General features: G+C 51.4%; 12 protein-coding genes and 3 tRNA genes. 3 read left to right on the top strand and 12 right to left on the bottom strand.

Annotation, left to right across the window (positions count from 1 at the left end; genetic code table 11):
- Position 1: 1 nt before the first annotated feature.
- From FRIGORI9N_RS13350 to FRIGORI9N_RS13320, 7 genes are all read right to left on the bottom strand, one after another.
- A complete protein-coding gene (locus FRIGORI9N_RS13350; RefSeq protein WP_236550898.1) occupies positions 2-1,366 on the bottom strand; it encodes a hypothetical protein in 1,365 nt (454 codons plus the stop codon).
- A gap of 14 nt (positions 1,367-1,380) precedes the next feature.
- Positions 1,381-2,127: a 3'-5' exonuclease gene (locus tag FRIGORI9N_RS13345; protein ID WP_159572166.1), complete on the bottom strand. Its 747-nt coding sequence runs from the start codon at positions 2,125-2,127 to the stop codon at positions 1,381-1,383.
- Positions 2,128-2,132: 5 nt separating this feature from the next.
- The gene (locus FRIGORI9N_RS13340; RefSeq protein ID WP_159572163.1) at positions 2,133-3,992 is read right to left on the bottom strand and encodes a DUF294 nucleotidyltransferase-like domain-containing protein; all 1,860 of its coding nucleotides are present in this window, start codon (positions 3,990-3,992) and stop codon (positions 2,133-2,135) included.
- A 10-nt stretch (positions 3,993-4,002) separates the two neighbouring features.
- On the bottom strand, positions 4,003-5,607 hold the full coding sequence (locus FRIGORI9N_RS13335) for a BCCT family transporter (RefSeq protein WP_159572160.1): 1,605 nt from the start codon (positions 5,605-5,607) through the stop codon (positions 4,003-4,005).
- Positions 5,608-5,805: 198 nt separating this feature from the next.
- Positions 5,806-6,867 (bottom strand): fatty acid desaturase, encoded by a 1,062-nt coding sequence (locus tag FRIGORI9N_RS13330; RefSeq protein WP_159572157.1) that lies wholly within the window; start codon positions 6,865-6,867, stop codon positions 5,806-5,808.
- A gap of 100 nt (positions 6,868-6,967) precedes the next feature.
- Positions 6,968-8,002, bottom strand: a complete 1,035-nt coding sequence (locus tag FRIGORI9N_RS13325) for an AraC family transcriptional regulator (RefSeq protein ID WP_159572154.1) — start codon at positions 8,000-8,002, stop codon at positions 6,968-6,970.
- A gap of 9 nt (positions 8,003-8,011) precedes the next feature.
- The gene (locus FRIGORI9N_RS13320; protein WP_159572151.1) at positions 8,012-8,632 is read right to left on the bottom strand and encodes a carboxymuconolactone decarboxylase family protein; all 621 of its coding nucleotides are present in this window, start codon (positions 8,630-8,632) and stop codon (positions 8,012-8,014) included.
- A gap of 302 nt (positions 8,633-8,934) precedes the next feature.
- On the opposite strand from FRIGORI9N_RS13320, the gene FRIGORI9N_RS13315 reads away from it, so the two are divergent.
- Positions 8,935-9,135 carry a hypothetical protein gene (locus FRIGORI9N_RS13315; RefSeq protein ID WP_159572148.1) on the top strand — a complete coding sequence of 67 codons (201 nt, stop codon included), beginning with the start codon at positions 8,935-8,937 and terminating at the stop codon, positions 9,133-9,135.
- Positions 9,132-9,635, top strand: coding sequence for a thioesterase family protein (locus FRIGORI9N_RS13310; RefSeq protein WP_159572145.1), 504 nt, complete (start codon positions 9,132-9,134; stop codon positions 9,633-9,635). Before FRIGORI9N_RS13315 ends, FRIGORI9N_RS13310 begins: the two co-directional genes overlap by 4 nt.
- Positions 9,636-9,698: 63 nt before the next feature.
- On the opposite strand, the gene FRIGORI9N_RS13305 is transcribed toward FRIGORI9N_RS13310, so the two are convergent.
- From FRIGORI9N_RS13305 to FRIGORI9N_RS13285, 5 genes are all read right to left on the bottom strand, one after another.
- Entirely contained in the window at positions 9,699-10,106 is a 408-nt protein-coding gene (locus FRIGORI9N_RS13305; protein ID WP_159572142.1) for a TM2 domain-containing protein, read from the bottom strand.
- Between the two features lie 134 nt (positions 10,107-10,240).
- A tRNA-His gene (locus FRIGORI9N_RS13300) sits at positions 10,241-10,316 on the bottom strand.
- Positions 10,317-10,340: 24 nt separating this feature from the next.
- Positions 10,341-10,417 (bottom strand) — tRNA-Arg (locus tag FRIGORI9N_RS13295).
- A 77-nt stretch (positions 10,418-10,494) separates the two neighbouring features.
- A tRNA-Pro gene (locus FRIGORI9N_RS13290) sits at positions 10,495-10,571 on the bottom strand.
- A gap of 27 nt (positions 10,572-10,598) precedes the next feature.
- Positions 10,599-11,561: a hypothetical protein gene (locus FRIGORI9N_RS13285; protein WP_159572139.1), complete on the bottom strand. Its 963-nt coding sequence runs from the start codon at positions 11,559-11,561 to the stop codon at positions 10,599-10,601.
- Positions 11,562-11,592: 31 nt separating this feature from the next.
- Here FRIGORI9N_RS13285 and FRIGORI9N_RS13280 point away from each other — a divergent pair, with 31 nt between their 5' ends.
- Positions 11,593-12,480 (top strand): FkbM family methyltransferase, encoded by an 888-nt coding sequence (locus tag FRIGORI9N_RS13280; RefSeq protein WP_159572136.1) that lies wholly within the window; start codon positions 11,593-11,595, stop codon positions 12,478-12,480.
- Positions 12,481-12,847: the final 367 nt, after the last annotated feature.

Raw genomic sequence — 12,847 nt, 5'->3', positions numbered from 1 at the left:
ATTAAAAGTAATATCCAAAATTGATGTTGAACCGGTGGTTTCGTTTCTGGTCTGGGTTGGCACCAAACCGGCTGTTGAAACCGCCGTCACCACCAATGAAATCGTTGCCATTGCTGGTGGCGTATTCTGCATAGGTGTACCACCCCCCGGCAGTGCCAAAAGCCGCACCAATGGTGTAGAGCTCGCTGTCATTGAATCCGTTTTCGTCTTTCATGATCGAGCTGTATTCCGCAAACGGAATCACATAGTTCAACCAGCCAATCGAGGGAGTTTCCAGGTAGTAACTTAGCGACACTGCAGGAATAAAGGCCTTCTGGGCCACAGCAGTCGGGAACGCAAATGCGCCCATTAAAATTTCGCCCTGATTGGGCACACCGGCCTGCTGCACATCGTAGTCGTAATAAGTACCCTGTGTGGCCAGCGTGAAGTTGTTCCACTTGTTCACCATGTGCAGTGAATAGGCCGACATGTCGCCGTCTTGCGTTGGATTGCCCAAAGCGTTGACACCCTCGCCGCGAAGCTGACCGTACTGGGTCGAGAAACCCAAATCGGAATCAATACCGGCCAGCTTGGTGGAGTAGATCCCCCTCAAGTTCAACTGGTTTTCTTCGGCGTAACCATTGCCTGCGCCATCGGTAATGACATCGTAGGAATAGCGGTCTGCTTTTTTGGATCCACCTTTGTAAGAACCTTCATCCTGCAGGTAATACCCTGCATCCCATTTCCAGTCACCTGTGGTCCATGAATATTTCACGCCCAAATCCATGTCATCGGACAAGCCCACGTAGTAGTGCTGGTCAAAGAAAAAACTTTGCGAAACACCGTAGGGGCCAGGGCCAAACGGTACCCTGTTCACACCCACTTGCACCTGGCTGCCATTGGCGTAGTTGTAGCCCAACCAGGCGGTGTGCAACATGTGGTAGCCCGTTCCAAATCCACCATATCCGTCGTAAAACCGGTATTCAAACTTGCCCAGCACGTTGCCGTTCTCGTAATCCAGATTAATACGTGCGGTGTCCAATCCGACATTGCCCCCATCGGGGAAGGCACGGCTGCTTTCCCCGCCTCCGGTGTCTTTCGGGTAGGTGCCTGCGGTGTAGTTCACACGCACCGCACCGCCCACTTTCAGTCGGCCACCTGCAAGGTCAAAAGCCATGTCGGTGTCGGGCTCAGTCGAGGCCGTTTCTGTCACCTTGCTTTGTTGCTCAGCCTTGGCCAAGGCACGTTTGCTTTCTTCAAGCTGTGCCTCAAGCACTCGGATCCGCTCTTTCAACTCGGCGGCACTTTCCTGGGCCATCACAGGCAAACTCAGGGACAAACACATCAGTGCAGCTGCACAGCGTATGGGCTTTAAACGGGTGGTCATTGGTGTTGTTCTCCTTATCTCAATGGCAAAATCTGGCTGACCGGGCGTGCGTCAAGGCCATGGTATTGAATCTGTGCCTGTAGCAATTCTGCGCAGGCCAACGCATCCAGCAAGGCGTTGTGTGGTCTGTAAAAAGGCAGTTTGTATTGGCTGCGCACATCGGCAAGGCGTAAGGAACCCGCCTGGTTTTTTCTGAACATGCGAGCAAAAAGGCCCAAGTGCTGATTGTTTGAAAAATGCCGTTCAATGCCCATGGTGTCGAACGCCGGAAACGAAATTCCTTCCCCAATTCGGTACTGCAAGGCAGTCGACAAAAACTGCGATTCAATGCCCGCACAGTGCGCAACCACCACGCGATTCGTCATCATTTCCAGCAGGTCTGGAAATACATCGATCAAATCGGGGGCCTGCTCAATATCCGAGTGCGTGATCCCGTGAATCGGTATGGTGTCTGCACGCAACTTTGCGGCGGGTTTTAACACCCAATAGCGGCTTTGCCCCAACAGAATTCGTTTTGAATCCATGGGTATTGCACCAATGCTGATGATGTCGTCGTACTCAGGATTCAGGCCTGTTGTTTCAAAGTCGAGTGCCAACATGGGGGTGCCGTTCAAAGGCAAATCTTCATCCAGTTTCAAGCCTGAGTAAAACGCTTTCAAGGCGGGGTGCTGGGCCAGACTCGCAGCCTTTTCAAATGGCATGCGCCAAGACTGCTGCGCGCCAGGTTTGAGATAGGTGGTCAACTTGGGCAAGGGCATCATGGTTGCTATTGACCACGGCTGGATTGATAACGAAACTTCAGGAAATTTTGGGCATCACTGAGAATCTGGAATGCGTCTTTCAAATTCTTGCGCTCAAAATCAGACAATTGCCGGGGATCAACATTGTTGTCAGGCTGCTTGCCCGCTTCCACGCTAAGTGCCTGGTGGCGAATTCGAACCATGGCAATCAACTCCATGGAATCCCGAATATTTGCCACCTGACCTTTGACCAAAATACCTGCCTTTTCAATGTCTGTGAGCCGGGAGAAAGAATTGCGCGAAGTACTGCCCACAGACAATGCATGCACCCGGATCAAATCGGCCAAGGGCGCTGTACCGCGGCGCTTCATGTTGATGGTTTTTGTTTGACTGCCATCGGTTTCCATGACGAAGTCTTTGAAAAATCCAAGTGGTGGAGTGCGCAGCAAGGCGTTGCGAACCATTGACGATAAAAAACGATACGATGAACTGCCTTTGCTGCGAATCAGTTGATTCAGTTGATTCGCAAATGCGGTTTCGCCCCACACGCCATCCAGATCAAAAAACACATTGCTGTTGAGCAAGCCCTCCGGGCTGGGGTTTTCTATCCACTCGGTGAAAGTCTGCTTCCATGCAGCCAAAGGCATTCGCCATTGTGGATTGCTCGCCATGATTTTCCCGGTGCAATAGTCGTAGCCACAGGCATCCAAACCATCGCATACAAAATTTGCGAGCTTCTCAAAGTACTCACCATGTAAATCCGGGCTATAGGTATCGGCCAGCACCAGTGCATTGTCCTGATCAGTCACAATCAACTGTTCTTCACGGGCCATTGAACCCAAGGCCAGAAAACAGCAAGGTACTGGGGGTTGCCCGAATTGCTGAACAGCCAACTCGAGCAGTTTTTGTTTGAAGCTTCGGCCGATTGCCGCCATCGCGCTACCCACCATGCGCGAATTGGCATCCTCTTGCACCATGCGAACAAAAGCGTCTTGAACATCTTTCTTCAGGGCCGCCAACTCTTCCACTGACCCTGCATTGAAAATACTGTTCACCAAAAACAAACTGTTTCGCGACTGGTACTTCACCAAATCAGATTGCGACACAACGCCAATTACTTCGCCATTTTTCATCACCGGCAAATGCTGCGTATTGTGGCGCAGCATCAGCATCATCGCCTCGAACACCAATTGATTGTGTTTCACCGTTTTGGGGGTTTCGGTCATGATGTCCCGCAGTGGCGTGCTGTAGGGCAGACCTTTGGCAACCACGCGATCCCGGAAATCCTGATCACTCACAATGCCGATCAATGCCCTGGCTTCATCCTGCACAATCAGGGCAGTCTGGTTCGTTTGCACCATGTGGCGTGCCGCCTCTTGCAAGGGCGTATGACCCGGCAAACACAGGGGTACTGAGCTGATCAATTGATCAATATTCGAGGTGAACAACACATTGTTTTGATGACTGCGCGATACGGCTTGCCGCAAGCGGGTGTGGTCTTCGATCTCAACGTAATCGGCGAACGCCTCACATTGCTCAAACAGGCTCGTGAACACCGGCGCAGGAATCATGTAGCACAGGGTATCCTCCAGGGCTTTGGCCGGGAAACGTACTTTTTTTCCGCGCAACAAACCGAACTCGCCAAAGTACCCCCCTTCGCAAAGTCTGTTGTACAGCTGACCGTTCCGCCTGAATACCTCCACTGCACCACTGCGAATCACAAACCAGTAATTCGAGGGTTCATCAAAATTCAGGATTGGAGAACCGGCCTTGAAATAACTGATTTCGAGGTTGGAAAGCACAAGTTGAAGCTGCGCCTCGCTCAATGTGTTCAAGGGCGCATGCTTCTGAAAAAATTCTGTGATTTCCTGTTGCTCAACGTTCATGGACAATCCATTAGGCGCGCGGCTCGCTGGCCAAGCCTTTGATCACCGCCACAGTGGCAACCAGCAACACAATGGTGAACGGGAACCCGGTGGACACCGACATGGCTTGCAATGCGGCCAAGCCACCCCCGAGAATCAGCGCGATGGCCACCAAGCCTTCGAATACACACCAGAATACGCGCTGAGGGGTCGGCGCATCAACCTTGCCGCCTGCTGAAATTACGTCAATCACCAACGAACCCGAATCAGACGAGGTCACAAAAAACACAATCACCAACACAATGGCCACGAATGAGGTAATTTGCGCCAAGGGCAAGGCTTCAAGCATCATGAACAACTGCAAAGGCAATTCCGCTTCGGCGGCCGCCTGGTAACCCTGATTGACCACTTGCTCAATGGCCACGCCACCAAACACCGACATCCAGAGCACACAGGCCAGCGATGGAACCAGCAACACTGACACGATGAATTCACGCACTGAGCGGCCCCGGGAAACCCGCGCAATGAACATGCCCACAAAAGGTGACCAGGAGATCCACCAGGCCCAGTAAAAGGCGGTCCAGCCCTGCGTGAAATTGGCATCTTCCCGGCCCACCGGATTAGATAGCGCGGGCAGGTATTGAATGTAGGCAAGCAGGTTGTCCAACACACCTGTCAAGATCAGCACCGTTGGGCCCACTATGATGACGAACAACAGCAGCGTGACGGCCAGCACCATGTTGATCTCGGACAAACGCTTGACCCCCGCGTCCAGCCCAGCCACCACGGAAAGCAATGCGATCGCGGTGATACCGATGATCAGTAAAACCTTGCTGGTGTCATTGGCGGGAAAGTCGAACAGGAAGTTAAGGCCGGCTGCAGCTTGCGACGCCCCGAACCCGAGCGATGTGGCCAAACCGAACAAAGTGGCAAGAATTGCCAGAATGTCGATGATGTGGCCGGGCCAACCCCACACACGCTCGCCCAGCAAAGGGTAAAAAATTGAGCGAATGGTGAGCGGCAATCCTTTATTAAATGAAAAGACTGCCAGACCCAAAGCAATGATTGCGTAGATGCCCCAGGGGTGCAAACCCCAATGAAAAATGGTGGCCGCCATGCCCAAGCGAGTGGCCGCAGCAGGGTCACCTTCCGCGCCACCCAAAGGTGCCCAGTCGGTGCCGCCCACGGAACTTGTGTAATGCGACAAGGGCTCGGACACGCCATAAAACATCAAGCCAATGCCCATGCCTGCGGCAAACAGCATGGAAAACCAGCCTAGATAAGTGTAGTCGGGCTTGGCCTCGGTGCCGCCCAACCTGACTTTTCCCAGGGGGGAAACCGCAATTGCAAGGCAAACAATAATGAATACATTTGCCGCGCTCAAGAAGAACCAGTCGAGATTTGAAGTGAGCCAATCGCGCATTGAAGTAAACAACGGCGCCACATCATTTTGAAATGCCAGGGTCAGGATAACAAAGGCCACCACGGCAAGGCCGGAGATTGCAAAAACACGGTTGTGAATGTCCAGGCCGAATGGCCCTACTTTCATGACGATGTTGTCTTGGCCTACTTTGTAATCCGTATCAATCGGATTAACAGCACCATCCGGCACCATCAGATCTTTGCTGTCGCTCATCAAACTTCCTCTGTGATTCTTGGATTTGGTTTTTACCTTAACAGAGATTGATGGTTTAACAACACCACATTTACTTCATAAAGCGAATGATTTTAATAAAACGCACAAAGCTGACTATTGGTTGCTGCACCGCGTACAAATGGAATAAAAAAAAACCCGCATCGGTGATGCGGGTTTTTTCGATTGAACAGCCAACAATCACACGGCCAGTGAATACCTGTTGGCGCGGCGAAAGGTGCCGATGTCATTGAAACGCACACCCATTTCACGCATCACTTCATGGGCCCGCTTTGCAGTCAGTTGGCGGATGTAGAAGGTTTCCTTGACAACAAAGTGGTGAATGGCGTGTGTGCTACCAAAGTTGAAGCAGAACAACTGGAAGGGCAGCAGCCACCACACATTCAACACCTGGGTTTGTTGCAAGGGGTTTCTGGATTCCACGTCGCCGTAGTAGTGCATGTTCGAGCTGATGAAGTGCAGGCAGAAGGTGCGTAAAAACGAGGGCAACATGTACACCACCGCAAACACATTCAGGCCATCCAGCACGGGTTGATACTCAACGGGCAGGGCAACAGGCATGCCAATGGCGGCTGAACCCAGCAACACCGCATGTGTAACCACCCAAGCGTGGAACAGCGTGTAGTAAATAAGGCCAAGCGGGGAATAGCCAAACATCTGCTCACGGGCCATGGCTTTTTGTGCGGCGGGTGTTTCTGGTTTTTGGGCATGAATGTAGGCACGCACCGCCTTGATCATGGTGAATGGGCGCAAGTACACGGCCAGCAGGTTGTCGCCTGTCATGAAGAAGCGGCGAATGCCCCACTTCTCGCCGTTGGTGATGCCACGCTCTTCAAGATCCGATTCTGTGCCGGAAAACTTGTGGTGGTGCATGTGCAGCTTGCGGCGAACAAAAGGGCTGATCGTGCTCGCACGGGCCAGCCAGCCCACGGCCAACATCAGGTTATTGACCCAAGGCTTTTGGCGAAAGTACATGGAGTGGATCAGATCGTGTTCCAGCTCGTGAATAAACGATGCAAAAATTGCAGTCACGGGCACACACAGCCACCAAGGGATGATGCCTTCTACATACAGCAGGCCAGAACCGATCATGCCCAGCAGGGACACAACCATGATGGTTGCGCCAATGGCATCCTGGTGTTTCAAAATTGGGTACTTGCGGCGGACGTCGTCACTGGCCTGAAGTACAACTTCTTTGACGCGCGCAATGCGCTGGGCGTCGGTCATTTGTGTTGGGTTCATAAGAGCCTCCTAAGGTGAGCGCAACATGCGCTTCTTGATGGATGCCATCTTAGGTCGCATCACGCCATCTACGTGATAGCCGTTGGGGACGTTGTACCGGTCATTTCGGGCCAAGTTGCTGAGCGCGGTATTCGCTGGGCGAGAATCCTGTCCAACGTTTGAAGGCGCGACGAAAGTTGGCGGGGTCGGCATAACCCACACGCGTCGCAATGTCGTCGATGGCCCGGTCGGCATTGAGCAACAACTGCACACTGTCGCGCTTGCGCACCTCGTTCAGTAAATCACCAAAGGTGGTGTTCTCTTCCGCCAACCTGCGTTTCAGCGTACGAGCCGACAGGTGCAAACGCTCAGCCGCTGCCTCCAGGTTGGGGTACTGCCCGCCAGTACTGGTGAGCAGGGCCAACACGCGATCAGTCACACTTTGCGTGTAGCCCAGCAAGGACATTTCGCGCTCGCATTCTTCAAATGCCATTTGTGCGCTAATCGGATTTGCTGTAGGAATTGGTACGTCCAGCAGGGCCGCGCTGAAACGAAACTGATTCGATGGCATGCCAAAACGCAGGCGTGGCAGGCGGTCTGCATACTTCGCATAGTAAGGCTGCTCGGGCGAATCAAACCAGATTTCAGTGTGTGCATGGGCTTCGGCCGAACCTTGCGGGTTGGCGAAAGCACGGCAAATTTGATACACCTCGGCCATGAAATGATCAAAGCCAAACTGATGAAGCGGTCCCAGCGGCACCACCTCGCGAGCCTGCACAACCGCCAGGTCTCCCTCAATTGATTTGGTCAGGGTGAAGTACGGCACACGGGTTTTGAGATAACGCACCCCAAGGTCGGAAACCTCCTGGAACGTGGCACAGCTCATCAGCCCAAACCCCATCAAACCGGTTTTGGTGATGTTCGATCGCAAACCCAATTCCAAACCCACGCCAGGGTCGTCCAGTTCGGTGACCAGGTTGTAACTGATTACCGCCTGCTGCATCGGCGTAATGCGCGCGCTGGGCTTGTGCAATTGTTCAAGGGTGAGGTCTGCGTTGTTCAGGATTCGCTGCGCAGACACCCCCCGCTCCACCGCGAACTGAATCATGGAGAGCGGATAAATGGCAGAAACCGAAGCGTGGCTAAATGGGTTCATGGGTGTGACTCAAACCTTCTCAAGCAACTTGTCCAGCTTGTGATCAAGCGGCAAACCCGTTGAATTCAATACACCAGCCAGCATTTCATAGTGACCGATCAGCATCAGTACCTCGAGCAACTTACGCGTGCTGTAGTGTTGTTCCAATTCCGCCCAAGTGCTTTCACCCACCATGCGGTCGTGATGAAATTCATCACAAGCCTTCATCAGTGCTTTGATACGCGGCTCGAAATTGGGTGCTGTTTCCCCCAAAGGCACTTGCACAATATCATCCTCAGACAAGGCCGTGCGCAATCCAATGTCCACATGCTGGCCCCACTCGTAGCGGCAACGGCAATTCCAGCCCACACGCAATATCACCAGTTCCGTGTCGCGCCGATCAATTTCGCCGTAAGGCATCATGCGTGCGGCAAAACCCAACCAGGCTTTGAACAACCTGAAATTGCGCAACAACATCATGAACAGGTTGGAGGCCTCGAGTTTGCCCACTTTGTTGATCACACGAATTGCAATGCGTGCGAACAAACTCATTTCCTCTGGCTTCAAGGGTGCCACACGAATGCGCTCGGCTTTACGCCAGCCGCCCTCGGGAACCAAATAACCAATTTTATTGCGCTGCGCCTCACCCATTGAACTGTCTCCTGTCTGTTTTTATTGCGTTTATTCAACCACGAATACACAGACTGCAATTCACCAGCAGGTTAAACACGCAAATAAGGCCAAATCCACACTCTTATTCCCAGACCAACCTCGCATGCTCCCCCTATTAATGGTTAAACAAATCGAACGATGAAAGTATCACTCCCAGCTCGCCAGTCCACGGGTATGACGGCGGATGGGCCAACACTAAAACCCCCCGTTTTCCGAACAGCAAAAACAGTGGATTGCCGCTAGTACGCAAGCATAATGTACCACTGCACACACCGTGCCCGATGGTCAAAAAGACCCTCAATTGGCTTTTCAAACCAGAACACGCCGTTGATGTTGTGTTGATGGATATTCAGATGTCGATTGTGGATGGCAAGACCGCAGTGATGTGCCTGCTCGAAACTGGAAAGTTTGATACCCTATCCGTGATAAAACTCACAGGCGGTGCCTTGCTCAGCGAGCGGGAGAAGTCGCTTCAGGCATGAACAACTCCAACATTTTCAAGCAAAGCGACCTTCAAGCGATTGCAGTGGCCGACACGCCACCCACAGCATGGAACTGCCCTCCGCAGTTTGTCGCCACACTCACGGTACAGCCTGAACATCTTGATGAATTCGAGCACACCAACAACACCATTTACCTGGTTTGGATGCAGGCCATTGCAGCCTTGCATTCACGGCAGCTTGGGCTGACCTTTCAAGACTTTGTTGAATTGGGCTATGGCTGCGTGGCGCGCCAACACCACCTGGAATACAAACGACCAACCTTCGCGGGCGATGTACTTTGGGTGGCCACCTGGATCAGCCACAACGAAGGCAAAGCCGACATGACCCGCCAATATCAATTTGTGCGTGAAAGCGACCAAGCCACAGTGATGCTTGGCCATACCCAATGGGTTTGCATTGATATGAAAACCGGAAGGCCGAAAAAGCAGCCATCACGATTTGTTGAAGCCTACAAGGCCGTTGAAAACAGCCTGAAATAAAGGCTGTGTGGTCTTGCTGAATATTTGAAAGCCCATTGGGCTTTCCAGTGAAACAGGACTGCTTTAATTCAACTGACCATCACGGTGCAGCGCATCGATTTGGTCGTTCAATGTGCACCAGTCATAAATAACACCAATACCAAACAAACCCATTGTAAGCAGGTAAATCAAACCTGTGATCCATTTGCGCTGATAAAAGCGATGAATGCCAAACACGCCCAAGAATGTAAGCAGCACCCACGCAATGTTGTAGTTGATCGGACCCGTTAAAAAACGGCGATCGGCGCTTTTGTCCATGCCTGGAATCAAGAACAAATCCACGATCCAGCCGATCAGGAACAAGCCCAAGGTGAAAAACCAGATGATGCCGGAAATGGGCCGCCCATAATAAAAACGGTGTGCACCCATGAATCCAAAAATCCAGAGGATGTAACCGATTACGATGCTGTGGCTGTTGGTGTGCTGATTCATTCGACCTTGGTTCTCAAAAAGATAGAACCCAAAATACCACAGTACGTGGGTTTCTACATTGAACATGGTCTGGTTCTATGAGCCTAAAACAAAAAGGACCTAGCGGATCACTCACGCTAAGTCCTTGTTTTATTTGGGGCGATGTATGGGGCTCGAACCCACGACCCATGGAATCACAATCCATTGCTCTACCAACTGAGCTAACACCGCCACCGTAAACCGGTACTAAATTCTTGGCCTGCCCGGAGGGGTTCGAACCCCCGACCCTCGGCTTAGAAGGCCGATGCTCTATCCAACTGAGCTACGGGCAGAATTTGCATTGTAACTCGCACACGCGAATGGGTAGAAACAACCCACTGGACAAGGATAGAACATCCTTTAAATTCGGTGGTCGGGGCAGAAGGATTCGAACCCTCGACCCTCTGGTCCCAAACCAGATGCGCTACCAGACTGCGCTATGCCCCGACAAAGAAGCGGAATTCTATGTTTATTTCAGGGTTTCGTCAAGACCTCACACAGCGTTAAGTCAAATTGAGCGCTGCGTTGAAGGGACTCTGGCCACCTGCCTTCAACAACACCAAGCCTGTGCGATTCCTTCGCTCCCAATTCAGCCGCACGTTCCAGCCATGTTTTAACTGGTCGAAACCTGGAAACCAATCGGTTTCTGATCACCGGGCTGCCATCTGAGTACACAAACTGGCGATATTCGTTTGAAATGGCGGCCTGATCAACGCCCTTCACTTGTCGCTCTGCAAGTCGGGCAAAAAAGCCATTCGCGTTGTAAGCCATGCCAGTCAACTCCCGGCAAGAGGACGGCGATGGAGGCACCGCAAAACCAGTTTGGCGGGAAAAAGGCTCCTCCAGCCACCTGGCCATGCCCTCGGTGAACCACTTGGTTTTAAAGGGCGAATAGGCGTATTGGTACACATGAAAAAGTTCATGTGCAGGCGTGGTGCTAACACGAGGGTCCACCTGTGCACCAATCTTGATTTTCAAAGTAAGGGCAGAAGAGGACTGACCTTCATACCAGTTGGGTTTGGTGGGTTCATCGAAGGCAAGGCCTGTGCCCTGGTCAAAGTGCTGAATATGCACTTCGATTCCATCGCTTTGGGCGTACCTTGAATGCTTCAAAGGTGGAATCAAATTCAGTTGGGTTTGATAAAACCAATCTGCCGCCTTTAGCTGCATGAGAATATCGTCCACTCGATCAGGAACATCGTTACCGTCCTTGTCATCTGCTGGAACAGCATGCTTGCCTTCGGTGGTATAAAAAACCCTGAATACTCCCTCTGCCGCGCTGTGGGTGTAAAGTGCTTTGGGATGTGGCTTGGCCCACGCAGACTCCGCCTGGATTAAAAGCACACACAATGCGAGCAACAAGTACATGAGTTGTTCCAGCTTGATTACACTGAAAACCTGACTCGTCAAATATCGACCAATTCCGTCTATTTGCATGATTTTTTACTGACATCTGACTGAAAACATTATGTTCCTGGACTTCATTGAAATTGGCACCTCCGACTTCAACACCCTGATTCAGGCTGCTGGGCCGGACACGCGTGGCCTGTCGATCGATCCCATATCACTTTACATTGATCGCTTGCCTAACCGCCCGGGCTGTAAAAAAATCAACGCAGCCATCTCCAATGTGGAAGGTACGGTGAATGTCTATTTCATACCACCTCAAATGCTGGCGAAACACAAACTGCCCAACTGGCTTCGCGGCTGCAATTCAATCGGCGCACCTCACCCAACTGTTGAAAAACACCTCGCAAAGACTGGCCTGGCTCAACAAGATGTTCTGGTGATTCAGGCTGTACCCTGCCTTCGGCTGCAAACCATTTTTCAACAGCACGAAGTTCACGGCGTATTCATGCTCAAGGTCGACACCGAGGGACATGACGCAGTGATACTGAACGATTTTTTCAGTGATGCAAAACCCGGGCAATGGCCTCATCAAATCATTTTTGAATCGAATAAATTGTCCGACAGCGAAATGATTCATCGGCTAATTGCAAAGCTGATTTTGATGGGCTACGACATCGTGTCCTGTCAAACAGGCGGCGGCGCCAGCGACACGCATCTTCGCCTGAACCTGAACCGGCTGAAAGGTGAGCGCACTATCATTCAAACTGCGAAAGGGTATTACCTCGAGGGTTACCCGAAAAACTACTCACCGCTAAACCTGCCCCACGAGAACAATCTGGATTCAGCGCTCGGCTACGCCCGTCAACAACAAGCTGCCGGCGTCACCTTTCAATATGGTCGGTACGAAGTTCGGCAGGGCCGCTACCTGCAACGCTCTGTGAAAGACTTGCGGGTTTGCAGCTGGATCACTCTGCCCGTGGTAACAAATCATACACATCAACCGTAAAAAGACACTGGGATTAATGCCTACTTCTTTCTGAGCGTTTTCTTTTAATTTACGTTGGTATTAAATTAGAACATTACATTAAATTGTCAAATAAATTTTAATAAATATTCTACGTAAAACCCTTCAAGACATCACACTCTTTTCTTAATAAATTTCATAACAATATGTTTTATATATTTATTTTTCAAAAAAAGAAAAAAGAAAAATAAAAATTCTCCGTAATATTTGTTAAATCCAGAATTCCAAATAAAATCCACCTCAAATCAGCGCAAGTAGCAGTTGGACAACAACAAGTCCCGTCTGCCAAATGACCGAGCACACCGAATCAGAGGGTACAAAGCGATCTATGTCGGCGCCACTTGCTGGA

It is taken from the genome of Limnobacter sp. 130, from assembly GCF_902506325.1.
In the GTDB taxonomy this organism is placed as follows: domain Bacteria; phylum Pseudomonadota; class Gammaproteobacteria; order Burkholderiales; family Burkholderiaceae_B; genus Limnobacter.
This window is presented reverse-complemented; position numbering and strand designations above follow the sequence as displayed.

What these genes read in the sequence shown, in the direction of transcription:
- FRIGORI9N_RS13305 (WP_159572142.1), bottom strand. Translation starts at nt 10,106, where the DNA reads ATGAATCAGCACACCAACAGCCACAGCATCGTAATCGGTTACATCCTC.
- FRIGORI9N_RS13345 (WP_159572166.1), bottom strand. Translation starts at nt 2,127, where the DNA reads ATGATGCCCTTGCCCAAGTTGACCACCTATCTCAAACCTGGCGCGCAG.
- FRIGORI9N_RS13325 (WP_159572154.1), bottom strand. Translation starts at nt 8,002, where the DNA reads ATGAACCCATTTAGCCACGCTTCGGTTTCTGCCATTTATCCGCTCTCC.
- FRIGORI9N_RS13310 (WP_159572145.1), top strand. Translation starts at nt 9,132, where the DNA reads ATGAACAACTCCAACATTTTCAAGCAAAGCGACCTTCAAGCGATTGCA.
- FRIGORI9N_RS13285 (WP_159572139.1), bottom strand. Translation starts at nt 11,561, where the DNA reads ATGCAAATAGACGGAATTGGTCGATATTTGACGAGTCAGGTTTTCAGT.
- FRIGORI9N_RS13315 (WP_159572148.1), top strand. Translation starts at nt 8,935, where the DNA reads ATGGTCAAAAAGACCCTCAATTGGCTTTTCAAACCAGAACACGCCGTT.
- FRIGORI9N_RS13320 (WP_159572151.1), bottom strand. Translation starts at nt 8,632, where the DNA reads ATGGGTGAGGCGCAGCGCAATAAAATTGGTTATTTGGTTCCCGAGGGC.
- FRIGORI9N_RS13330 (WP_159572157.1), bottom strand. Translation starts at nt 6,867, where the DNA reads ATGAACCCAACACAAATGACCGACGCCCAGCGCATTGCGCGCGTCAAA.
- FRIGORI9N_RS13335 (WP_159572160.1), bottom strand. Translation starts at nt 5,607, where the DNA reads ATGAGCGACAGCAAAGATCTGATGGTGCCGGATGGTGCTGTTAATCCG.
- FRIGORI9N_RS13280 (WP_159572136.1), top strand. Translation starts at nt 11,593, where the DNA reads ATGTTCCTGGACTTCATTGAAATTGGCACCTCCGACTTCAACACCCTG.
- FRIGORI9N_RS13340 (WP_159572163.1), bottom strand. Translation starts at nt 3,992, where the DNA reads ATGAACGTTGAGCAACAGGAAATCACAGAATTTTTTCAGAAGCATGCG.
- FRIGORI9N_RS13350 (WP_236550898.1), bottom strand. Translation starts at nt 1,366, where the DNA reads ATGACCACCCGTTTAAAGCCCATACGCTGTGCAGCTGCACTGATGTGT.